The sequence below is a fragment of the Bartonella gliris genome (genome assembly GCF_045277155.1).
In the GTDB taxonomy this organism is placed as follows: Bacteria; Pseudomonadota; Alphaproteobacteria; order Rhizobiales; family Rhizobiaceae; genus Bartonella; species Bartonella gliris.
On sequence record NZ_CP123962.1, the window covers coordinates 1508546 to 1529642 of the forward strand.

The 21097-nt window shown below is 41.5% G+C and carries 20 protein-coding genes; 12 read left to right on the plus strand and 8 right to left on the minus strand.

Features of this window, described 5'->3' with window-relative positions:
* The first annotated feature begins 50 nt into the window (after window positions 1-50).
* The 3 genes from atpC to QHG54_RS06735 are packed head-to-tail and all read left to right on the plus strand — an operon-like array spanning window position 51 to window position 3141.
* Window positions 51-467 carry an ATP synthase F1 subunit epsilon gene (atpC, locus tag QHG54_RS06725; RefSeq protein ID WP_317993914.1) on the plus strand — a complete coding sequence of 139 codons (417 nt, stop codon included), beginning with the start codon at window positions 51-53 and terminating at the stop codon, window positions 465-467.
* A 50-nt stretch (window positions 468-517) separates the two neighbouring features.
* Window positions 518-2140, plus strand: coding sequence for an MFS transporter (locus QHG54_RS06730; protein ID WP_396335811.1), 1623 nt, complete (start codon window positions 518-520; stop codon window positions 2138-2140).
* Window positions 2137-3141 carry an HlyD family secretion protein gene (locus QHG54_RS06735; RefSeq protein WP_317993912.1) on the plus strand — a complete coding sequence of 335 codons (1005 nt, stop codon included), beginning with the start codon at window positions 2137-2139 and terminating at the stop codon, window positions 3139-3141. Before QHG54_RS06730 ends, QHG54_RS06735 begins: the two co-directional genes overlap by 4 nt.
* Window positions 3142-3368: 227 nt before the next feature.
* Here the strand turns inward: QHG54_RS06735 and QHG54_RS06740 are convergent, their stop codons facing one another.
* Window positions 3369-3653: a hypothetical protein gene (locus QHG54_RS06740; RefSeq protein WP_317993911.1), complete on the minus strand. Its 285-nt coding sequence runs from the start codon at window positions 3651-3653 to the stop codon at window positions 3369-3371.
* A 253-nt stretch (window positions 3654-3906) separates the two neighbouring features.
* Between QHG54_RS06740 and ispG the strand changes: the two genes are divergently transcribed.
* Window positions 3907-5172, plus strand: a complete 1266-nt coding sequence (gene ispG / locus QHG54_RS06745) for a flavodoxin-dependent (E)-4-hydroxy-3-methylbut-2-enyl-diphosphate synthase (RefSeq protein WP_317993910.1) — start codon at window positions 3907-3909, stop codon at window positions 5170-5172.
* A gap of 45 nt (window positions 5173-5217) precedes the next feature.
* On the opposite strand, the gene QHG54_RS06750 is transcribed toward ispG, so the two are convergent.
* Complete coding sequence (locus tag QHG54_RS06750) at window positions 5218-6120, minus strand: farnesyl diphosphate synthase (RefSeq protein ID WP_317993909.1); 903 nt, start codon at window positions 6118-6120, stop codon at window positions 5218-5220.
* Window positions 6121-6499: 379 nt separating this feature from the next.
* On the opposite strand from QHG54_RS06750, the gene rpmF reads away from it, so the two are divergent.
* Window positions 6500-6679: a 50S ribosomal protein L32 gene (gene rpmF, locus QHG54_RS06755; RefSeq protein ID WP_006923500.1), complete on the plus strand. Its 180-nt coding sequence runs from the start codon at window positions 6500-6502 to the stop codon at window positions 6677-6679.
* Window positions 6680-7608: 929 nt separating this feature from the next.
* Here the strand turns inward: rpmF and QHG54_RS06760 are convergent.
* From QHG54_RS06760 to QHG54_RS06770, 3 genes are all read right to left on the minus strand, one after another.
* Complete coding sequence (locus tag QHG54_RS06760) at window positions 7609-8193, minus strand: CarD family transcriptional regulator (RefSeq protein WP_317993908.1); 585 nt, start codon at window positions 8191-8193, stop codon at window positions 7609-7611.
* Between the two features lie 308 nt (window positions 8194-8501).
* On the minus strand, window positions 8502-8840 hold the full coding sequence (gene fdxA, locus QHG54_RS06765; RefSeq protein WP_317993907.1) for a ferredoxin FdxA: 339 nt from the start codon (window positions 8838-8840) through the stop codon (window positions 8502-8504).
* A 20-nt stretch (window positions 8841-8860) separates the two neighbouring features.
* Window positions 8861-10426 carry a hypothetical protein gene (locus QHG54_RS06770; RefSeq protein ID WP_406604074.1) on the minus strand — a complete coding sequence of 522 codons (1566 nt, stop codon included), beginning with the start codon at window positions 10424-10426 and terminating at the stop codon, window positions 8861-8863.
* A 555-nt stretch (window positions 10427-10981) separates the two neighbouring features.
* Between QHG54_RS06770 and QHG54_RS06775 the strand changes: the two genes are divergently transcribed.
* Window positions 10982-11893, plus strand: a complete 912-nt coding sequence (locus QHG54_RS06775; protein WP_317993905.1) for an RNA polymerase factor sigma-32 — start codon at window positions 10982-10984, stop codon at window positions 11891-11893.
* 182 nt (window positions 11894-12075) lie between these two features.
* On the opposite strand, the gene QHG54_RS06780 is transcribed toward QHG54_RS06775, so the two are convergent.
* Window positions 12076-13608: a M48 family metalloprotease gene (locus tag QHG54_RS06780; RefSeq protein ID WP_317993904.1), complete on the minus strand. Its 1533-nt coding sequence runs from the start codon at window positions 13606-13608 to the stop codon at window positions 12076-12078.
* A 126-nt stretch (window positions 13609-13734) separates the two neighbouring features.
* Here QHG54_RS06780 and QHG54_RS06785 point away from each other — a divergent pair, with 126 nt between their 5' ends.
* From QHG54_RS06785 to QHG54_RS06795, 3 genes are all read left to right on the plus strand, one after another.
* The gene (locus tag QHG54_RS06785) at window positions 13735-14376 is read left to right on the plus strand and encodes a thiamine diphosphokinase (protein ID WP_317993903.1); all 642 of its coding nucleotides are present in this window, start codon (window positions 13735-13737) and stop codon (window positions 14374-14376) included.
* A gap of 96 nt (window positions 14377-14472) precedes the next feature.
* Window positions 14473-14862 carry a hypothetical protein gene (locus QHG54_RS06790; protein WP_317993902.1) on the plus strand — a complete coding sequence of 130 codons (390 nt, stop codon included), beginning with the start codon at window positions 14473-14475 and terminating at the stop codon, window positions 14860-14862.
* Window positions 14862-16712 (plus strand): ABC-F family ATP-binding cassette domain-containing protein, encoded by a 1851-nt coding sequence (locus QHG54_RS06795; RefSeq protein ID WP_317993901.1) that lies wholly within the window; start codon window positions 14862-14864, stop codon window positions 16710-16712. The genes QHG54_RS06790 and QHG54_RS06795 overlap by 1 nt, the downstream gene beginning before the upstream one ends.
* 471 nt (window positions 16713-17183) lie before the next feature.
* Here QHG54_RS06795 and rimJ read toward each other — a convergent pair whose 3' ends face one another.
* Entirely contained in the window at window positions 17184-17753 is a 570-nt protein-coding gene (rimJ, locus tag QHG54_RS06800) for a ribosomal protein S5-alanine N-acetyltransferase (RefSeq protein WP_406604075.1), read from the minus strand.
* Window positions 17754-18228: 475 nt separating this feature from the next.
* Window positions 18229-18486 carry a DUF2312 domain-containing protein gene (locus tag QHG54_RS06805; protein ID WP_317993900.1) on the minus strand — a complete coding sequence of 86 codons (258 nt, stop codon included), beginning with the start codon at window positions 18484-18486 and terminating at the stop codon, window positions 18229-18231.
* Between the two features lie 238 nt (window positions 18487-18724).
* Here QHG54_RS06805 and QHG54_RS06810 point away from each other — a divergent pair, with 238 nt between their 5' ends.
* From QHG54_RS06810 to QHG54_RS06820, 3 genes are all read left to right on the plus strand, one after another.
* On the plus strand, window positions 18725-19258 hold the full coding sequence (locus QHG54_RS06810) for a DUF1036 domain-containing protein (RefSeq protein ID WP_317993899.1): 534 nt from the start codon (window positions 18725-18727) through the stop codon (window positions 19256-19258).
* Complete coding sequence (gene pyk / locus QHG54_RS06815; RefSeq protein ID WP_317993898.1) at window positions 19255-20691, plus strand: pyruvate kinase; 1437 nt, start codon at window positions 19255-19257, stop codon at window positions 20689-20691. Before QHG54_RS06810 ends, pyk begins: the two co-directional genes overlap by 4 nt.
* Before the next feature lie 82 nt (window positions 20692-20773).
* A complete protein-coding gene (locus QHG54_RS06820) occupies window positions 20774-21019 on the plus strand; it encodes a pyruvate kinase alpha/beta domain-containing protein (protein WP_396335810.1) in 246 nt (81 codons plus the stop codon).
* Window positions 21020-21097: the final 78 nt, after the last annotated feature.

Consider the following 21097-nt stretch of genomic DNA (forward strand, 5'->3'; position numbering starts at 1 on the left):
TGTGGTAGAAAGGTCAAAAGGTCTTTGTACCAAGCTTCGTGGAGGTCATTGTGGAAAACAATAGAATAGAGCATTTTTTGTTTGAGCTTGTGTCGCCTGAGAAACTTATTTTTTCAGAACAGGTGATATCCGTTGTTCTTCCTTCAGCTTCAGGCGCTTTAACAGTGATGGCGCATCATGCCCCTTTATTGGCGAGTATTGTATTAGGAAGTGTTCGCGTTCTCACTCCTTCAGGCGAGAAGTTGTTTGCTGTTTGTGGAGGTGTTGCTGATATTACCTCTTCGGGGTGTTCTCTTTTGGCAGAGCGCGTTGTTGCTGTTGAACATCTTTCTTTTGATGATTTGGAAAAGAAAATTTTGCAAGTTCGAGCAACTTTAGAAGAAGATGCCAATGATGGGATAAGTCATAAAATAGAAGACTTCTTTCATCAACTTACAACTGGTGATAATGTGCTGACAGAGGCATAACGGATTATGCGGGACAAGGTGACGTGAGTGGCAGAAAAAGTACTAAAAGGATGGGAAAGCCTTTTCCTCATCCAGGCGTCGTTTTTGCAGGCCCTTTGCCGAAATGTTTTGTTTATATTTTAGCCTCTTTTATTTTGCAGTGGGCTTATGGCTTAGGGGCGAATATTGTTCAGTCTAATATTATCTATCTTACCGGCGACTTCCACGCGACCTTGACTGAAACTACATGGTTGGTTGCTGCCTATATGGCACCAAATGTCAGTGTTGCCATCATGTTGATCAAGATTCGTTACCAGTTTGGGCTTCGTGCTTTTGCTGAATTATCAATCCTTAGTTTCGTTTTAGTCTGCATTTTACAGCTCTTTGTTACCGATTTACGTTCCGCACTGATTATTCGTTTTTTTGCTGGTATTGCGGCGGCACCATTGGCTTCCTTAGCACTGCTTTATATGATGGAGGCTTTTGCACCAGCAAAAAAGTTTACTATTGCTCTTAGTTTGAACTATATGAATGCGGCTTTAGCAGTTCCCTTATCACGTTTGATTTCACCTGATTTATTAGAAAGTGGTGGATTTTCTAGTCTTTCGGCGTTGGAAATGGGCTTGGTTCTTATCAGTTTGGGATGTATCTATGCTCTTCCTCTTACCCCCGTTGTACGCAACAAGGTTATTCAGAGGTTAGATTGGGTGAGTTATAGTTTGATTGCATTTGGTCTTGGACTCAATGCCGTGATTATGTCTGTTGGTAGGTTATATTGGTGGTATGAGGCCCCATGGATTGGGTGGGGACTGGCGCTTGCTGTTTTCTCTTTGGTCACGGCAACGATTATTGAGCTTAATAGAGAAAAACCATTGATTGATTTACGCTGGCTTTTCAGTAAAGAAATGCTGCAATCTGTTCTCATTTTATTGGTTTTTCACGTTTTTTTATTAGAGCGGTCAACTTTAGCAGCAGAATTTTTTAATCTTTTTGGTTTGTTAAATCGTGAGATGGCGCCTATGTATCTTGCGATTATATTGGGTACCCTTTTAGGGGGTGCGGTTTGTGTCTTTTTTTTACGCTCTGGTCGTGAGGACTATTTTTATCTTTTATCTTTGAGTTGTTTGGCGCTGGGAGCTTATTTAGACAGTCATGTGAACCAGTTTACGCTTCCGAAAGATATGATGTTGAGTCAAGGATTGATCAGTTTTAGTTATGCACTTTTTTTACCTCCTGCTCTTTCTAAGGGGTTTGTCATAGCCAATAAGCGAGGACCGAGTTATGTTTTAAGTTTTATTGCTGTTTTTCTGCTGACGCAAGTGACGGGGGGATTAATGGGGTCGGCTTTTTTTGGCAGTCTGCAGCTTTTTTTCGCCCATAAGAATTTTGAGTCTTTAACACAAAATATTGTTGGTACGGATCCCTTTATTTCAGGTGAGATAAATACCTTATTTTCGCCTTCTTATGGTGTTTCTGTCCCCTATCATTTGGGGGATGAACAAGGACTGCCTAGGTTGCTTGAGAAGTTTAAGTTAACAGCAAATATTTTTGCTTACGATGATGTTTTTCGGCTTTATTTTTATATTGCAACAGTTGTATTTGCTATTTTTCTTGCCAAAGTATTTTTAAAGTCATGCTCTTTGGGTGCATGCAAAAAGCACAGCAATGTCAGTGAAGGGGAGTGCAAAAAATGATAAAAGCGTTACGGTCAAAAGCGACAATGATTGCATTCCTATCAGGTGTTACGGGTGTTTTGCTGATTTTATGGGCTTGGAAACTTCCTCCTTTTGTCAGTACAATTCAAATAACCGATAATGCTTCCGTTAAGGGCAATGTTACTTTGGTAAGTTCACAGATCTCTGGTGTGGTTGCGCGGGTTTATGTGCAAGATTATCAACGCGTTGAACAGGGAATGCTTTTATTTGAACTTGATGATTCCCTCTTTCGTCAACAGCTTGCGCGGGCACAGGCTATTTTGGATTCAAAAAGTGCAAAACTTGCAAGTATTGGGTTGCAGGCTCAGCTTTTACAGGGAGAAATTAATACAGCAGAAGCAGAACTGACACGGTCAAAAGCATTCGAAAATATGCTTCCTGAACATAAAAAGTCAAGCTTTGCCGATGCTTCGAGTTCAGTTTCTCGTCCTCTTTCGCAATTATTGGCTGCACTTGAAACAAAACGCCAATTGCAAAAACAATTGGATCTTGAACGACAAAGTTTACAGTCAGAAGTTGCTGGAGCAAAAGTTGGTGTTGAATTGGCTAAGCTTAATTTGAAGCATACAAAGATTGTATCTCCTAAAACCGGACATGTTGGGGTGATTGGTGCGCGGGTAGGACAATATGTTTTGCCTGGTACGCAATTGGTATCGGTCATTTCTGATGACGTTTGGATTATTGCCAATTATAAAGAAACGCAACTTTCTCAGATGCGTGTTGGGCAACCTGTTATTTTTTCTGTTGATGCGTTGAACAATCAAAAATTAACAGGACGTGTGGTTCGTTTCGCACCTGCGACAGGCTCTGAATTTTCGTTGTTGAAAACGGATACTACAATCGGTAATTTCATCAAAATTGCACAACGTATTTCAGTTCGGATTGCTTTAGATCCTGGACAGCCAGGGGCTGAGAAACTTATTCCTGGTATGTCTGTAGTTACATATGTAGATACTTCAAAACGCGCTTCTGGAGGGTAAGATTTTGGGTCTTTTAAGTTTGATTTTTATACCTTTTGCTTATAGCAAATGGGCATTTACTTTGGAAGATTTTGTTTGGTTTGCTTGGACGCATATCTTAAAATATTTTCTGAACTGAAAAGGTCGTGATGTTTTATCTTCTTTTCTCAAAAGCATAGAAAAATGCCCGCGTTGAAGCGGGCATGGGAAGATCTTGTGGTTGGGAAAAGTTTTATCGTTGGTGTGTTTTAATTTTTACGTACCAGCAAGAATCCCGCTAGAGCTAATCCTGTAGCCAATGCAAGAGTTGTTTTAGGGTTTTCTTTTGCTTTTTTCTTCAATTGTATCGCATGCTCGTTGAGGTGGCAAAGCGCGTGATGGCCTTTTTGTTTCCATGTGTCAAACATGTCAGACATGTATTCGAAATTGCTATTCTCAGAATGCCAACGATTCACGGGGACGAGTTCATTTTTTAATTGTGCAATACGTTTTTTAATTTTAGCATTTTTGCTATGGCTCGAAAATAGACCCATGGGTTTCCTCCTTCATGTTTTGTACTGTTTTATGACAATTAAATGTTTTATGACAATTAGAATTGTATTTGGGGTTTTTATATAACGGCTTGAAAATTGAAAAGTTGCATTGATTGCGCTATTTATCTGTCAGGAGTAACAATCAAGAATTGTTGCTAAATGTGGTAATTTTCTTTAATCTGTTTTTTCAAATTGTGTTATAGATATAGATATGATGATCGAGGGGGGGATGCTTTGAAAATTTGAGGTCTTGATGGGCACAGCGTATTCTTTATCCAAACCTTTCGAGCGTCGTCGGTCTGTCGCTGTCGCGGTGGGTGATGTGGTTGTTGGTGGTCATCATCCGATAGTTGTTCAGTCAATGACCAATACTGATACTGCCGATGTTGATGCAACCGTTGAACAAATTGCTGCTCTTTGGCGGGCAGGTTCGCAATTGGTGCGGATCACCGTTGATCGTGATGAAGCTGCTGCTGCTGTACCAAAAATACAAGAGCGGTTGGAACAATTAGGTATTGTTGTGCCATTGGTAGGGGATTTTCATTATATTGGGCACAAACTTTTATCAGAACATCCCGCATGTGCTGAGGTGCTTGCAAAATATCGAATCAATCCTGGAAATGTTGGGTTTGGAGCAAAAAAGGATCGCCAATTTGCAGAAATTATCGAGATTGCCTGCCGACATCGTAAAGCTATTCGAATTGGTGTGAATTGGGGCTCCCTTGATAATGTGTTGTTAACACAGCTTATGGATGAGAATGCGCAACAAGAAAAACCGTTATCTGTTGCTGAAGTTATGCGGGAGGCTGTCGTTCAGTCAGCTCTGCATTCCGCTGTTTGGGCTGAAGAGTTGGGGTTGGGACGTGATAAAATTATTCTTTCAGCGAAAGTGAGTGATGTCCAGGATCTCGTGGCTGTTTACTGTAGCTTGGCAGAGCGTTGTGATTATGCGCTCCATTTGGGATTAACCGAAGCGGGTATGGGAACAAAGGGTATTGTTGCTTCTTCTGTGGCTTTGGGAATTTTGTTACAACAAGGGATTGGGGATACAATTCGTATTTCATTAACACCTGAGCCTGGTGGAGATCGGACACGGGAAGTGAAAGTTGGTCAAGAGCTTTTACAAGTGATGGGATTTCGGCAATTTCTTCCTGTGGTTACTGCTTGTCCTGGATGTGGTCGCACAACATCGACAGTTTTTCAGCAATTGGCACAGAAAATTGAAGAGAATTTGTGTAAAAATATGCCCGTGTGGCGTGAAAAATACCCTGGTGTTGAAGGGTTAAAGGTTGCAGTGATGGGGTGTATCGTCAATGGACCAGGCGAGTCCAAGCATGCTGATATTGGAATTTCATTGCCGGGAATGGGTGAAAATCCAGCGGCGCCTGTCTTTATTGATGGCAAAAAGGTGAAGACTTTGCGTGGCAACAATATTGCGGAGGAATTTGAAGCTCTCTTAAGTGACTATATTCATACACGCTTTGCACAAGGGCAAACAGAAAATGTCGACAAGGCTTGAATAAAGAAAAGGTTTTTTTGCTTCCTTTCTTTTTATGTTGATGTCTTAATGTTTGCGTGTTGCACTAAAGCGAGCTGCTTGTTGGAGCGGTTTTGCTTTGGCTCCAAAAGGATGTAGAAGTGTTTCTGCTTGAGTGATGAGTTTGTCTCGTTTTTTTTGTGTTTCTTCAATGCCGTAAAGACGAATAAAAGTGGCTTTGTCTGCCGTTTTATCTTTACCGGCAGTTTTTCCTAAAATTTCGGTGCTGGTGGTGATATCAAGCAGGTCGTCCGTCAATTGAAAAGCAAGCCCGATATATGTACCAAAATCAGCAAGGTTTTTGGTCAGTGTTTTCGAAGCATTGCCAATGATTGCTCCTGCTTGGCATGCAAAGCTTATAAGAGCAGCTGTTTTCATGCGTTGTAGAATGAGGATGTTGTTGCTGTCTTGCGGTTTTTTTTCCGCTTCAAGGTCGAGCATTTGCCCGCCTAACATGCCGCCAAGCCCTGCTGATTGGGCAAGTACTGTGATCAGCTGTATTCTGGTTTCATAAGAGAGTGCACAGGCTTTGTGGGCAATGATTTCAAAGGCAAAAGTCAGGAGGGCGTTGCCTGCTAGAATCGCGGTTGCTTCATCGAATGCTATGTGGACGGTAGGTTTTCCACGTCGAAGTGTGTCATTATCCATGGCGGGGAGATCATCATGAATAAGTGAATAACAGTGGACACACTCTAAGGCACAGGCGACATCAAGAGCGTGTTCCGCAGGGATATCAAAAAGGGCAGCGCTTTGTATAACAAGAAAAGGACGCAGGCGCTTACCGCCGTTCAGCACACCATGACGCATGGCTTTGATTAAAATTTCAGGGCGGGAAATTTCACCATTTTGGACTTGATCATTTAACAGCGTGTCAAGTCGCCTTTCAATAGTGTGGGCATGTTTTGCAAGAAGGGTGGTGAATTCGTGCATTCTTGCTTCCTTTATTTTCTGCAAAAAGGGAATCCTAGAATTTAGAGGATAAAGCACCCACCTTATCTTATTATAGGCAGTTTGTGTGGGCTTTCATCTCTGTTTCTTAAAACAAATTTTTCTTTTAGTGCTTTTCCATACTGTATACGGAAGTTCCTGTTAAAGCCAAAAAAAATTGAATGAAAGTCTTATTAAAAGACTTTCATGAGTGTATAAAACTGGTATTTTTGCTCATAGTGGTAATAGTATTACCATTTTTGACATTGCCTCTTCTTTTTAATCAGTGTATAAGGCTGTCAGATTTTCTAGTTTTTTTGATACAGGCTCTGTCATTTTTGGCATTGCCTCTTCTTTTTTAGTGGATTTGGAGTGTCTCTCTATGGCTGTACCTAAACGAAAAACCTCTCCGTCGAAACGGGGTATGCGCCGTTCGGCTGATGCCTTGAAGGCGCCGACTTATATTGAGGATAAAAATTCTGGTGAGCTGCGTCGCCCTCATCATATTGATTTGAAAACTGGAATGTATCGTGGACGTTCAGTTTTAGTAGTTAAAGATTGAGATTTTTCTCTTTCTTACCATTGGTATTCTGACATGGGTAAAGTTTATCTGACTTAGACGAAAGTAAGAGTGTCAGTGGAATGTGCTTTTCTGTTATCTTTCTCAGAGAGGATATGGGGGCACAAGGTTTTTTGGTTGGGCGAAGAGTTTTCTTGGAGCTTCCTTGTTTTCTTGACAGATAATTTAAAGGGTTGTGCGCGCTTTGTGTGGAGTGCACTGTATGAGGCGATAATAAAAGCTCCTTTTTCTTATCGATATCAATGAAATACCTTAGCAAATAAGCTTGGTAGCAGGATCATTTTCCTCAAGAATATATTCTTAAGGGCGTATCCGGTAGAGGGCTAAAAGTGAAGAGTGAAAGATCAATTTTATCATAAGATATAAGATTGCATATCTTTTCTTGCTCATATCGCACTTAATTCCAGCAATAAAGTGCTGTTATGGGGTTACGTCCCTCACGCAAAACAAGAATGCCTCTGCTAAAACAGAACGTTATTATGTTGCCAATTCACACGCTTGTTGTAAAGAAACATCTCTTTACGTTTGTGAAGGTGCAAGCTGGCACCATCAACCTCTTTGTCAGCCCCCAATGTTTTCCAACAGCCCTTGCATTGGAGAGCGTTCATAAGAGGCATTTTTACGCCTTTCTTTAAGATTTTTATCCACACGCCAGCCACGTTTGTGACGTGCAAACGAATGATTTTGTTTGATTTAATATAAACAGGCTGGGAATGAGAGAATCTTGGGATATTCGAGATTCTCACTCAACATGCGAAACAATGAATTATCTTTATAAATCAATTTATTGCGGCAATGGGGAAACTTGGCAGATCTTCTCTTAAATTTTTTCTGTCTATAGAGGTTGATTCATAAAAAAATAAAACCAGCTTTTTGCTGGTTTCACTCTTTTATCAAAATTTCACTCTTGATTATACAGCATAAACAGCTTTGCTCTCTGCATCCGCCTTATCTCTTTCAGTTTTAAATTCGCTCTTTGGCTTATTCGAGAGATGCATCTCTATGAGATTGACAGCTTCTGTTTCAGAAAGACTATTAATAACAGCAATTTCACGCGCCATCCTGTCGAGAGCAGCGGTATAAAGTTGGCGTTCGGAATAAGATTGTTCAGGTTGTAGATTGGAACGAAAAAGATCACGCACCACTTCAGCGATGCAAATAAGATCTCCCGAATTGATTTTAGCATCGTACTCTTGAGCGCGGCGTGACCACATGGTTCGTTTAATTCGCGCTTTTCCATGCAAGATTTTTAATGCACGTTCAACAGAATCAACAGCGGATAATTTGCGCATTCCAACGGAAATGGCTTTTGCAATTGGCACTTTAACATCCATTTTATCTTTAGCAAAATGAATAACAAAAAGTTTTAATTTATGTCCTGCAACTTCTTGATCTTCAATCGCTATAATCTGCCCTACTCCATGGGTTGGGTAGACGATATATTCAGAGGTTGAAAACCCTTTAACATTGGAGGAAGTTCCATGTTGGGATGCCATATTTTAATTTACTCCCTTTATGACCAACAAATGTACCGGAAAACAGGCGAAAAGCCTGAACGTTGAGTGTTCTTTGACCAAGTATATTACATTAATTTAATGAGCATAAAAGTTAAGTACTTTTAAATCCAAGAAAACACCCTTTGCTTTACAATAAGAAAGCAAAGAAAAATACTCAGAAAGATGATCATGTTAAAATAACATTAACACCAAAATTCAGAAGAATCAATCATTTCACCCAGGAATTTTTATTTTTACAGTAGAATGATCTCATTTTTTGAAAGCGCATGGTGTACATTGTATTATTATTATTCACCACTCCCTGGATTTTCTGAAAAATACTTTTCTAATTTATTCACAACGCCATCCATTTCTTTTGCTTGAGGAAGAGGATCTTTCCTAGTGGTTAAATTAGGCCACTTAGTCGCATAATGGAGGTTGAGTTCGAGCCATTTTTCTAGCCCTGGTTCTGTGTCAGGTTTAATGGCTTCGGCTGGGCATTCTGGTTCACAGACACCACAGTCGATACATTCATCGGGATGAATGACAAGCATATTTTCACCCTCATAAAAACAATCAACAGGGCAAACTTCAACGCAATCAGTATATTTGCAGTGAATGCAGTTGTCAGTTACTACATAGGCCAAGATCGGACTCCATTTTTATTTTAGTGACCTTTAGAAGAAAGGTTATGCGCGCTTTTATCTTTTATGAGTTGATCGCGTAGCGCAGCTAATTTTGCAAAAGGGGAATCAGGATTAGGGCGTTTTTCTCTCTGAGATGATTGATTATTCGTGCGTTTGGCGTGCGGTTTGTTGGATCTATAAGAGTGTTTGGGGTGTGATATGGCTTCTTGAGGGCTGCTTTCATTTGCGCTTGCCCCTTTCTTAAAAGTCTTTCTCTGTTTGTTTTGCCACTTGTGTCCAGATTTATCACGGTTTTTGTGTGTCTGGTGGTGAAAGTGATGGTTATAACGCCATAGTAAAACAACTTTATCTTCTGCTGCAACGCGTTTTTGTTTGGCAAAATTGCCAACAGGTTCTGCTGCCGGTAAACAATCTGTGGTATCGGGCTGTGTTGCAACAGAAGTGGGCAAAGCTTCTTTTTCTCCCTCTGTTGTCTCAGATGTGCAGATTGTTTGCCAGTGGTCGCCAACGAATTCTGCCGCAGAAATATCTTGTGCCGTTGTACAGGTATGAACAGAGGCTTTGTGTGCAAGGAGATTTTGTTCAAAAACAGCACTGCTTATAGTATGAGATTGATAACCAAGCCCTTTTAGAATTTCTTCCATATCGGTTCCATTGGCACCAAGAATAGACATCATCGTTGGGGTGGCAAAAAAACTTTTGCCATCATAGGCTCCATCAGGTTTGGGGTCAGTTCCTTGTTTCCAATGAAGTGCGGGGCGGATGAGGTTAGCAAGACGTTCTAAAATATCAATCCTTACAGCACGTTGACCTAAGATTCGATAACCAGCTAACTGATAAAATTGGCGGTTGTAAGTAGGGTCCACAACGAGGGAAGTTCGTCCAGCAGACAAAGCCGTAAAAATTTCACTCAAGCCAGTTTGGTCATGCCCCGCATTTTGAAGGTTCCATAGGAGCGTAATTGCCTGGACCGGAGCTGGTTTAATCATCCCTGCAACATAGATATGAAAAGCGCCAAAACGAACACCTAACCGCCGGAGCACTGCACGCGATTCTTGATCAAGATTTTTGACAACTTCAGCTATTTCTCGACGGGGTATCACTCCTAAAGAGTTGACAAGTTGTAAGGCAAGACTGTTGGTTGAAGCCGTCAAGCTATCAGCATTGCGCAAATCAAAAAGTGGCTTTAAAGCTGTTTCAAAATGAAAGGTAATAAAACGCTCTAATCGTTTCACCACTTTATCGCGGGCTTCTCCCATTAATTGGGTATCTGCTAAAACAATGAGTTTGGGTTTTAAAAAATCTTCTGTTGCAACAAGTTGACCTACAGGTTGGCCAATCCAGCGTACAATGCCATCAGAACTGAGGGTAAAATCTCCATTGGCACAAGCACAAAAACGCGTTGCACGTTTGGAAAAAGCAAGAATCAAATTTTCATTATTTTCTAAACTTTGTGTATCAGCTGCTTGATTAGTATTGTTCTTATTGGCATAAAAACGAAAACCTTCAAATTTGCCACTTCCATATTTTTCAATAAGAATATCATCCTGAAGAATATCATTCTGTTGAACAATCTTGCTATCCATGATCATTTTCTTTCTCAGTGCTAGGCTGGTAAAAAGCTTCTTCTCGACAATTGCATAATTGTGTTGCTCCTTTAACACGTTTGGTGCGTTTGCTTCAATAATTCTTGTCGTTTTTTTGATGTTTTAACTTTAGGTGTTTCCTTTTTCATTCAGTTTTCATTCAGTTTGGATGTTTTATTATATATTTACACACGCATTAGTTGTATTATAGAGCTGGAAGCATAAATAAATTCTTTACGCAAAAGGTAAGGAAGCCGACAAGCAAACAAAACAGTATCTGTTTTATTTTTTTGCTGGCCTGTTACTGAAAAGATGAAGAGAAAGCTTTCTCCCGCATTTCTTGGGGTAAGAGGCGTGTTTATATCGTCGTTTTGTGCCTGAAACTGTTATCTTATAACAATAAGTTTTACCATAACAATAAAAAAACAATTGCGATTATAAAAATACACGCTAAAGTAGCGCTATAAAAACAAACAACTTATACGTTCTTTTTCGGAAAGAACGGTGATGTCGTTGCCAAATCAACTTTGATAATTTTAATCGCAAGGGGTTATTATGGGTAATCTTTCAAATGCTGTTTATAAAAGCAGCAAAAACTATAGCGATACAGACAAAAGTTTGGGACGCAATATGATGCGTTCTGCTATGCAAGCGCCTTATCTTGAACGACAAAAAGAGCATGATTTAGCTCTGCGATGGAAAGACAAACACGATGACGAGGCCATGCATCAAATTGCAGCGGCTCATATGCGTTTGGTGATTGCCATTGCTAATCGTTTTAAACGTTTCAAAATGCCGCTGGGGGATTTGGTTCAAGAAGGTTATGTGGGGCTATTGGAAGCTGCAGCACGTTTCGAGCCTGATCGGGAGGTGCGTTTTTCGACTTATGCAACATGGTGGATACGTGCTTCTATTCAAGATTATATTTTACGAAATTGGTCAATCGTGCGAGGAGGAACCAGTTCTTCGCAAAAAGCACTTTTCTTTAACCTTCGGCGTTTGCGGGCAAAACTGGTGCAAGATGATAGCGCTCTGACAAAACAAGATGTCTTTCGCACAATCGCTGAAAAGCTTGGTGTTTCAGTGCGTGATGTTGAAACGATGGATTTCCGTTTTTCTAGTTCTGATAATTCATTGAGTGTTTCTGTTTCTGAAAACAGTGATAACCCTGTTGCTAAAATGGATGCTCTTGTAGATGATAGTCCTCTTCCTGATGCTTTAATTGAGCAAGTGATTGACGGTCAACGACGGACACAATGGCTTTATGATGCGTTACAAATTCTCAATGAACGGGAACTTGAAATTATTCGTTTTCGTCGCCTCAATGAAGAGGGCGCTACTTTAGAAGTTTTGGGTGAAAAGTTAGGAATCTCAAAAGAGCGCGTGCGTCAAATTGAAGCACGGGCTTTGCAAAAGCTGCGTTCTGCTTTGCTTACTGCTAATTCGGCAGATGCTTATGATGTGTAAGCAAGTGAGGGTTTTTCAGAAAAAAACTGAGAGTGAATATATGTATTGGGGGGGGAGGAGTCCCATGAAGCTGATTTAAAGGCCGAACGGATGAATGTGAAAAATACTTAAGAGAGCAGGGGGGCATTTAAGAAGACAAAAGCGAATCAAGCGTGCAGAAAATGATGAAAAAGACTGTATTTTTACTGTGTGATAATTTTAACGTGTGTCCCTGCCGATAAAGTTTCGGTTGGTGCGAGCGCATTCAGAATGCGAAACAATTTTTCTTTATGCGCGGTATTTTGCATTTTATTGGCAAAGCTTGCAACGCTTTCTCCCTCTTTAACGCGTAAAACACGGATTCTCAAGGGTTTCAACTTGTTTAACTGTGATGATGAGAGAGGATGAAAACTTTGTAGCGTTCTTTTAGCAATGGCTTCAAAGTTTTGAGAATCATGAGGTGCAGCAGTAAGGAAGCGAAAAATGTGTTTATTGAACACAATGACAGTTACATCAAATTGCCACTGTTCATTGGTTGCGCGAGCATGCGCTCCAGGTAGACCTTGAATTATGATTGGGCGAACAGAGGATTTATCCAGTCCCACAATCCATCCGCTTTGCAAATAATCACTCGCAGATATTTCAGGTGGATGCGGTACAGCATCAAAACGAATGGCAATTTTACCTGGACCGCTGGCCAAAACAGTGTGCACTGAATTTTCTATAGTGAAGGTGTTTGGAACGGAAAAAGTTACGCGCAATTGCGGGTGAATAAATTGGTTTTCTCGTATAAAACCTGTATGAAAGTTCCCTCCAAAAATCATGCCATCAATGTTTTTGAGAAAAGAATCATGATCAGTGTTTCTCATGTGCATTGTACTGATTTTACGCGCTTTTTCTATAGCAAGGCGAATCCGTTGCGGGGTGGTTGGATGTGTAGCTAGAAAATCTAAGGAAGCATTTGTGGTGCCTGAGAGATTACGAAAGGCATTATACGCTTCTAGTGTTTGGAGAAAGCGCGGGGAAGCAAACGGATCATATCCTGCTCGTTTAAGCATTTCGAGTGCAATTGAATCGGCTTCCAGTTCTTGGTTGCGTGAAAATTGTGCGCGTTGTCGCTTGTCTTCAATGGTGTTGTGACGTTTTCTTCTGGTGAGAGAGAGAAGATTTGCTGACAAGCGATCTGTTTTCTTCAATTCTGCTTCTTTTTGCAGGCGTAAAATGCCGTGATTGGCAATGATATGGGCGATCTCATGGGCTAAAATTGCGGCAACTTCTGCAGAATCATTGGCCAATGCTAACATGCCGCGGGTTAAGTAAATGTAACCGCCTGGTAGGGCAAATGCATTGACACTTTCGGAGTCTAAAATTGTTATAAAATAGGTTTGGTGAGAATTTTGTGAGGCAATAGTGAGTTTGTGCACAATATCTGCTAACATGCGTTCAAGTTTTGCATCATGATAGGCGCCGCCATATATTTGCAAAATACGGGGGTGTTGTATAGCGCTTAATGAGGCATAGATATTGTTCTCATGGGCGTGATTGATTCTTGCAGAAGAATCGTAAGAAGAAAGCATATCATTGGGAGAGAGCTCCGTATGACAAGCGCAAAGGAAAAGCATTAAGCTTAAGAAAGGTGCTTTATACATTCTGGTATGAAAAAAGAACGTTCGTTGAAAAATTTGGTGTTGATGAGTGCGCACCTTGTTTTCTAATTGTATTCTGACAAATTTCATTGGTATCTTCGTACGTCTTATTTACAATAAAAAAGCTTTTGGGAAAGGATTCTTTTGGCTCTATCACGATTATTCTTTATAAAAAGATAATCTAAAAGGAAAGCATTACGAAAGGTGAAATCTATCATGACAACATTTACAATATTGTTAAATGGAGATATTTATATCACCGATCGTTTGCGTAATCAAATTCGCAACAGCCGAGTGATTGCTGCCGATGGTGGAATGCGTCATGCTGAAGCGCTCAATGTGACGCCTGAGTTATGGTTGGGGGATTTTGATTCCTCTGATCAAGCTTTGGTTCGCAAATATAATGATATTCCCCGCGAGGTTTTTCCTTCTGATAAAGATATGACCGATAGTGCACTGGCATGTGAGAGAGCTTTGCAAAAGGGTGCCAAACAGCTTATTTTGTGTGGTGCTTTTAGAGGTGAAAGAAGCGATCATAGTCTTTCTCATATGACGCAAGCACTGGTGATGGCCGAAAAAGGTATTTCAGTGTTATTGACCAGTGGTTTTGAGGAAGGGTGGCCGGTTTTGCCAAAGCCTTTTTCGTGTTCGTATGATTTGCCAGAAGGGTGTCTCTTTAGTATTATCGGTTTTTCTGACTTACAGGGATTAACCCTCTCAGGCGTAAAGTGGCCAATTTGTGGCAAAAATATACCATTTGGATCTTCTTTAACACTGTCTAATCGTGTTTGTGGAACTTTTTCTTGTCATTTATGTTCTGGAAAAGCTATATTGCTGGTGTCTGTACCTATTCCATAAAGCTCTTCCAGTAGATTTGAATCAGGTAGGGGGGGGCATAGTGATTAAGTGCTGGCATGAATGATATACTTTGATCTCGAGAAGGAGAGTTTTTATATGTTAAAATCAATTTTAAAAGTGGCCGTTGTTGCAGCCATTGGTTTAAGTTCAGCGGCTTGTACTGTTAATGATCAACGTGTTGCACGTTACGGTGTTGGGGGAGCTGCATTGGGCGCTTTAGCAGGGACAGCAATTGCTGGAAGCACTCCTGGAGCGGCACTTACCGGTGCAGCATTTGGTGCCATTGCAGGGACTGTAACAGGTGAGGCTATAAATCAGAAAAGACATCCTCAGGCTATGCAGCAGTCACAATTGTGCACGTATCGTGGACATAAAGGTCGGCTATATCACGCGCCTTGTCGTCACAAAGTAACACCACAATTGTGTACTTACCGTGATGGAAGAGGTGCACTGTATCAAGCACCTTGTCCTCGACGCGTTCGTTAATGGCGGTGCCGCTGCTGCGGCTTGAGCATATTTTCCTAACCTTTGGAAAGGCTCCCTTGCTCAACCAGGCTTGTCTGTCGGTAGAGCAGGGGGCGCGTATCGCCCTCGTGGGTCGTAATGGCTGTGGAAAATCGACGCTGTTAAAAATTGCCGCTGGAATGAGTGAACCGAGTGAGGGGGAAATTTTTCGCCATCCGAGGGCGACGCTTCGTTATGTATCACAAAACCCTGATTGTTCAGGCTTTGAAGATATTCGTGCCTCTGTGGAATCTGGTCTGGATGATATGCCTGATGTGCAGTGGATAAACACACTTCTGGCAAATCTTGGTTTTTCAGGAACAGAAAAGTTGGCAACGCTTTCCGGGGGTGAAAAGCGGCGCGTTTCATTATTACAAGCAATCGCTGCAAAACCAGATATTCTTCTTTTGGATGAACCAACCAATCATCTCGATTTACCAACTATCGAATGGCTTGAAGGCGTTTTGTGTTCTTTGCGTTGTGCGATTGTGGTGATTTCGCATGATCGGCGATTTTTAGAAAATGTTACGCGTTCAACGGTATGGTTGGATCGGGGTACGACCAAAAGACTGGAAAAGCGTTTCTTGGAGTTTGAAAATTGGCGCGATAAGGCTCTTGAAGAGGAAGCACTAGAACAACATAAATTGGGACGACAGATTGCGCGTGAAGAACAATGGTTGCGCTATGGAGTAACAGCACGGCGTAAACGTAATGTGCGGCGTTTGGGGGCGTTAAAAGAACTAAGAAAGCAGCATCAAACTTATAAAGGACCCTCTGGAAGTGCGCTTTTGGCAGCTGCTAAAAGTCATGATTCTGGTCAATTGGTGCTTGAAGCAAAGCGAATTTCAAAATCTTATGGTGCGCGCGTTCTTGTGAAAGATTTCTCTTTGCGCATTCAGCGGGGTGACAGGATTGGTCTGGTCGGTCCCAATGGGATTGGAAAGACAACTTTGCTTTCCGCTTTGATTGGTAAGGAGGCGGTTGATAGTGGAACGGTGAAGCATGGTTATAATCTCTCCATGGCCATGCTTGATCAACAACGTATTTTAAATGAAAAAGAAACTTTAGCGCATTATTTAACAGGTGGTAGAGGTGAAACTCTTCTGATCAATGGGCAAGAGCGGCATGTTGTTTCTTATATGAAGGATTTTTTGTTTTTACCTGAACAAGCACGTACACCCATCAAAGAATTGTCAGGTGGAGAAAGAGCCCGTCTTATGCTTGCGCGGCTGCTTTCACGTCCAGCGAACTTTTTGATTCTCGATGAACCAACCAATGATTTGGATATGGAAACATTGGATTTGCTGCAAGAATTTATTGCCGATTTTGCTGGAACCGTGTTGTTGGTGAGCCATGACAGGGATTTTTTAGATCGAACCGTGACCCATATCTTAGCACCCCAAGGGGATGGTCGCTGGATTTTATATGCGGGCGGTTATAGCGATATGATGGCACAACGCAAGCAAGAGGCACTGTTAGCGCGTAAAGAATTATCGCAGCGAGAGCTGTCAAATCCTCGTGTGCGTGATCATACACAACATGTTTCAGCACGAGGAAAAACGACGTCGCGTAAATTATCTTACAAGCAGGTTTATGCACTGGAAAAATTGCCTGAACAAATCGCTGCTTTGCATGACGAAATTAAAACAATTGAACAAGAACTCTCTGATCCAGCACTCTATTGCAACGATAAAGAGCGTTTTGAGCATTTATCCAAAATACTGGAAGAGAAGAAAAGTTGCTGTGCGCAAAAAGAAGAAGAATGGCTGGAACTTGAACTTTTACGTGAAGAAATTGAAAAAGAAACATTATCAGAATCTGGTGAGGGCTGAGAGTTTCATCACGTTTTAAAATCTGGTGAAAATATCTTATAACATACTTTATTTATTTGGATCTATGCGTGGGATCATACAACAAATTGATTGATAAGGATTATTAATCATTTTTGATATTGAACCTGAGAGATCTTTATACCGTAAAATTCCCTCCTTGCAAATCTGTTTATGTTGAATCAAATCATCTTCTTGCATGTCACAAGCGGGGTGGGTGTGTGGATAAAAATCTTGAAGAAAGGCGTAAAAATGTTCCTTATGAATGCTTTCCAATGCAAGGGATGTAGTAACATTAGGGGGGAAAAGAAGTATGATGGGTGCCAGCTTGCACATTCACAAGCGTAAAGAGGGGGCATAATGGCTTTACTGTTTATACTCTTCATGATTGACAGGCGCTGTCTTGAGATAGGCTTGAGAGCAATAAGGGATGTTTCTTAAAACAAGCCGTGTGAATTGGAAACATAATGGCATTCATGTTTTACATGAAGGACGTGCTTTATGATATGCCTCATTTCTTCGAGAGGTGAGAATGTGGTCTCTCCATTGACCGGAAATCATCAGATAATCTCTGGCATATCCTTCTTTCTCAAAACCAAGGCGTTTCAACAAAATTCCACTTCTGATATTTTCAGGTGTATAGTTTGCCATCACTCTATGCAGGTGATAAACATGAAAGATATGGAGTATCAGAGCTGATAAAACCTCAAACATGAGGCCTTTGCCTTGTTGTTTTTCATCAAGAGAAAAGCCAAGATAGCAAGCTTGAAAAACACCACGCACTATATTTGTGAAGTTAACGACGGCGATAATTGTGCTCTCATTTTTCAATCGTACGCTATAGCGGTATGCTTGCCCTTGTGCACTCTCACAGGCGAACGTATTTGCGCGTGTTTCCCAAGCTGTTAGGGTGTGATAATCATCAGATCTTGCCGGTTCGAAAGGGCGAAGAAAGTTCGCATTACGCTGATAATAGGAAGACAGTTCATCAGCATCTGCTAAACTGATCAATGTGGAAATTGTTCGTTTTGTTTTGATTGCCATAGTTCTCTCCCCTGAGATAATGAAATGCGCGGATTGGGACATTTCTTATTCGATTTTTTTAAAGATTTCTTTCTTTGAAAGAGACATCTCTCAAGGAATCCTTTGCAAAATTGTGCGATTATGTTGCGGATATTATCGTTAGAAGTTGCATAAATTGCTAAAATTTCTGGTAGAAATGCAAGTGGATTATTCCTTTTTTGCATTTTTCATTCCCTCTTCATTTTGAAAGAATGTTTCATGCTCTCAATGATGTTAACTTACTCTCAGGATATTGTATAGAATTGGAAGATTTCTTCTTCTTTCATTTGTGGTTTTCTTGTTTGTGCAACTTTTGACAGTACTGATTTTGACAGTACTGATAACAGTACTGTCAGAGAAGGGAAATTCTTGTGCGTAAAACGAAGAAAAATGGTTGGAACTTGATTTATACGTGAAGAAAGAAGAAAAACGCTATAGCGTTAACTCATCCCCCGCGTTAACTCATTCCAAGTGCGTTTTTATAAAGTTGGATGATGGCTTCTTCTTCCATTCGTTCATGATCTTCTTTTTTGCGCAACCGTATAATGCTGCGAACAGCCTTACTATCAAAACCAGAGCCTTTAAGTTCGGCATAAACCTCTTTAATATCATCAGAAATGGTTTTTTTCTCTTCTTCTAGCCGTTCAATACGTTCGATAAAAGCACGCAATTGGTTTACGGATATAGCATGTGTTTGATCAGTCACAGTGTTCATTTGCATTTTCTCCGGAGTATCTGTTTTAAGCTGTTTTTTCGACGATAAGTTTGTGTTGAGGAAGCTTGAAAAACAAGCAGTGAATCAAGTTGTAAACTTTTTTACAAATTGATTTTAAATATTTTGTAAAAGTTTAAGCTTATGCATTGACAAAAGAGCAATAAAAAGCAGAAAAGAAATAAATATACCTCTATTATACATTTGCAAGATTCTTGAGAGATGAGAAGAAAAGGGATGTATGTTTTGTTTTAAGGGCTTACGGCATCAAGGTGGTTTTGTGGTTGCCAAAAAACAGAAATGGGTGTTTCAGAGAGGACTTTGGGCTTTTCTTTTGAGCGTTCTGCTCTTGTTTCCGCTTGTTGGTTTTGCAAAAGCTGATTTCCGAGTTTGTAATTCTACCCAGCAGCCTGTTGGTGTTGCTCTTGGTTATCGTACGCTTTCAGGTTGGGTGAGCGAAGGGTGGTGGATGGTACCAGTGACAGGGTGTAAAACCTTGATCGAGGGACCTCTTTCTTCACGGTTTTATTATTTTTATGCAGAAGGTGCACAAAAAAAAGGGAACTGGCAAGGTTCTATAACCATGTGTGTGCAAGATAGCCAATTTACTATTCAAGGGGTTCATGATTGTTTTCCTCGCGGGTATCAAAAGGCTGAGTTTAAAGAAATTGATACAGGTAATCAAACCAGTTGGATGGTACAGTTGACGGATATTTCTTTGTTCAACGATTCGGTGATACAGCCCCCTACTTTTTCAGGAGTTCCCTCACAGTGAAGCGTGCACGTAAAGTAAAAATTATTGCTACTCTTGGTCCTTCTTCTTTTTCCATTGCGATGATTGAGAAGCTTTTTATGGCAGGAGCAGATGTTTTTCGTCTTAATATGAGTCACACTGATCGTGAAACCATGTGTGATTTGGTGAAGAAAATCCGAAAGGTCGAAAAAACAGTTGGTCGCCCAATCGGCATTTTAGTGGATCTACAGGGGCCAAAATTGCGCGTTGGTTGTTTTGCTAAGGGGCAAGAGGAGCTTGTTATAGGGCAAAACTTCACGTTGGATGATTGTGATGTTCTTGGTGATGCACAGCGTGTTTTTTTTCCGCATGCGCAAGTGTTAGCAGCTGTCAAACCTGGTGATCGGTTGTTGATTGATGATGGAAAATTGGAACTGTGCGTGCAGGCGTGTGATGGACATTCTGCTCAATGTCGTGTGGTTGCTGGAACCCATATTTCGGATCGAAAAGGGGTTAGTCTTCCCGATACAGTTTTGCCTTTTGGTCCAATGACATCAAAAGATAAGGAGGATCTTCAGGCAGTGTTGGAACAACCTGTTGATTGGGTTGCTCTTTCTTTTATCCAGCGCCCAGAAGATATTATAGCGGTGCGTCAGTTGACGAAAAACAAAGTATCTTTGATGGCTAAAATCGAAAAACCTCAAGCCTTGGAGCATATAGAAGAGATTGTGAATGTTTCTGATGGCATCATGATTGCAAGGGGAGATCTTGGTGTGGAAATGCCATTGGAGAGGATTCCTGCACTTCAGATAGAGCTTATAAAAGCTTGTCGTTTGGTGGGAAAGCCCGTTGTGGTGGCGACGCAAATGCTCGAATCAATGATTACATCTTCTGTTCCGACGCGGGCAGAAGTTTCTGATGTGGCGACTGCAGTTTATGCAGGAACAGATGCTGTGATGTTGTCTGCCGAATCAGCCTCTGGTCTTTATCCTGAAGAAGCAGTGCTGATGATGGACCGAATCGCTAGGCAAATCGAACAAGATCCCACTTATGAGGCTCAGATGGGTGCGCAGCATCCTGTGCCGGAGTCAACAGGGACAGATGCGATTTCTCTTGCGGCACGTCAGATTGCTGAAACGCTTCAATTGGCAGCCATTGTTGCTTACACTGCTTCAGGTACAACGGGTGTGCGTGCTTCTCGTGAGCGCCCAAACACACCCATTATTGCGTTATCACCCATCGTGGAAACAGCGCGGCGCTTGAGCTTAGTTTGGGGGCTTCATTGTGTCGTTGCACAAGATGCGCGGGACTTAGAAGATATGGTTGATCGTGCGGCAGCGATTGCTTTTCGAGAAGGCTTTTGCCTAAGGGGAGAGCGCTTCCTTGTGACAGCAGGCGTCCCCCTTGGTACCCCTGGTGCCACGAACTTACTGCGTATCGCTTCTGTCTCACAAGATGGAACAAAGGCGGTTTAATGCGCGCATTTGCGTGTTACGTTTTTTGCCAAAACGCTTAAATTAACCCATTGTTGTTTACACTGCTTCAGGTACAACGGGTGTGCGTGCCTCTCGTGAGCGCCCAAACACACCCATTATTGCGTTATCACCCATCGTGGAAACAGCGCGGCGCTTGAGCTTAGTTTGGGGGCTTCATTGTGTCGTTGCACAAGATGCGCGGGACTTAGAAGATATGGTTGACCGTGTGGGCTGCGATTGCTTTTCGAGAAGGCTTTTGTGCTTCAGGGGAGAGCGCTTCCTTGTGACAGCAGGCGTCCCCCTTGGTACCCCTGGTGCCACGACTTGACTGCGTATCGCTTCTGTCTCTGAAAGCAGGACAAAGGCGGTTTAATGCGCGCATTTGCGTGTTACGTTTTTTGCCAAA

Excerpts from the sequence above, each read along its gene's own strand:
- QHG54_RS06805 (WP_317993900.1), bottom strand. The coding sequence starts at position 18,486 with ATGAACACTGTGACTGATCAAACACATGCTATATCCGTAAACCAATTG.
- QHG54_RS06735 (WP_317993912.1), top strand. The coding sequence starts at position 2,137 with ATGATAAAAGCGTTACGGTCAAAAGCGACAATGATTGCATTCCTATCA.
- QHG54_RS06730 (WP_396335811.1), top strand. The coding sequence starts at position 518 with ATGGGAAAGCCTTTTCCTCATCCAGGCGTCGTTTTTGCAGGCCCTTTG.
- QHG54_RS06770 (WP_406604074.1), bottom strand. The coding sequence starts at position 10,426 with ATGGATAGCAAGATTGTTCAACAGAATGATATTCTTCAGGATGATATT.
- rpmF (WP_006923500.1), top strand. The coding sequence starts at position 6,500 with ATGGCTGTACCTAAACGAAAAACCTCTCCGTCGAAACGGGGTATGCGC.
- rimJ (WP_406604075.1), bottom strand. The coding sequence starts at position 17,753 with ATGGCAATCAAAACAAAACGAACAATTTCCACATTGATCAGTTTAGCA.
- QHG54_RS06775 (WP_317993905.1), top strand. The coding sequence starts at position 10,982 with ATGGGTAATCTTTCAAATGCTGTTTATAAAAGCAGCAAAAACTATAGC.
- QHG54_RS06790 (WP_317993902.1), top strand. The coding sequence starts at position 14,473 with ATGTTAAAATCAATTTTAAAAGTGGCCGTTGTTGCAGCCATTGGTTTA.
- QHG54_RS06760 (WP_317993908.1), bottom strand. The coding sequence starts at position 8,193 with ATGGCATCCCAACATGGAACTTCCTCCAATGTTAAAGGGTTTTCAACC.
- QHG54_RS06785 (WP_317993903.1), top strand. The coding sequence starts at position 13,735 with ATGACAACATTTACAATATTGTTAAATGGAGATATTTATATCACCGAT.
- QHG54_RS06750 (WP_317993909.1), bottom strand. The coding sequence starts at position 6,120 with ATGCACGAATTCACCACCCTTCTTGCAAAACATGCCCACACTATTGAA.
- QHG54_RS06780 (WP_317993904.1), bottom strand. The coding sequence starts at position 13,608 with ATGAAATTTGTCAGAATACAATTAGAAAACAAGGTGCGCACTCATCAA.
- ispG (WP_317993910.1), top strand. The coding sequence starts at position 3,907 with ATGGGCACAGCGTATTCTTTATCCAAACCTTTCGAGCGTCGTCGGTCT.
- QHG54_RS06740 (WP_317993911.1), bottom strand. The coding sequence starts at position 3,653 with ATGGGTCTATTTTCGAGCCATAGCAAAAATGCTAAAATTAAAAAACGT.
- QHG54_RS06810 (WP_317993899.1), top strand. The coding sequence starts at position 18,725 with ATGTTTTGTTTTAAGGGCTTACGGCATCAAGGTGGTTTTGTGGTTGCC.
- QHG54_RS06795 (WP_317993901.1), top strand. The coding sequence starts at position 14,862 with ATGGCGGTGCCGCTGCTGCGGCTTGAGCATATTTTCCTAACCTTTGGA.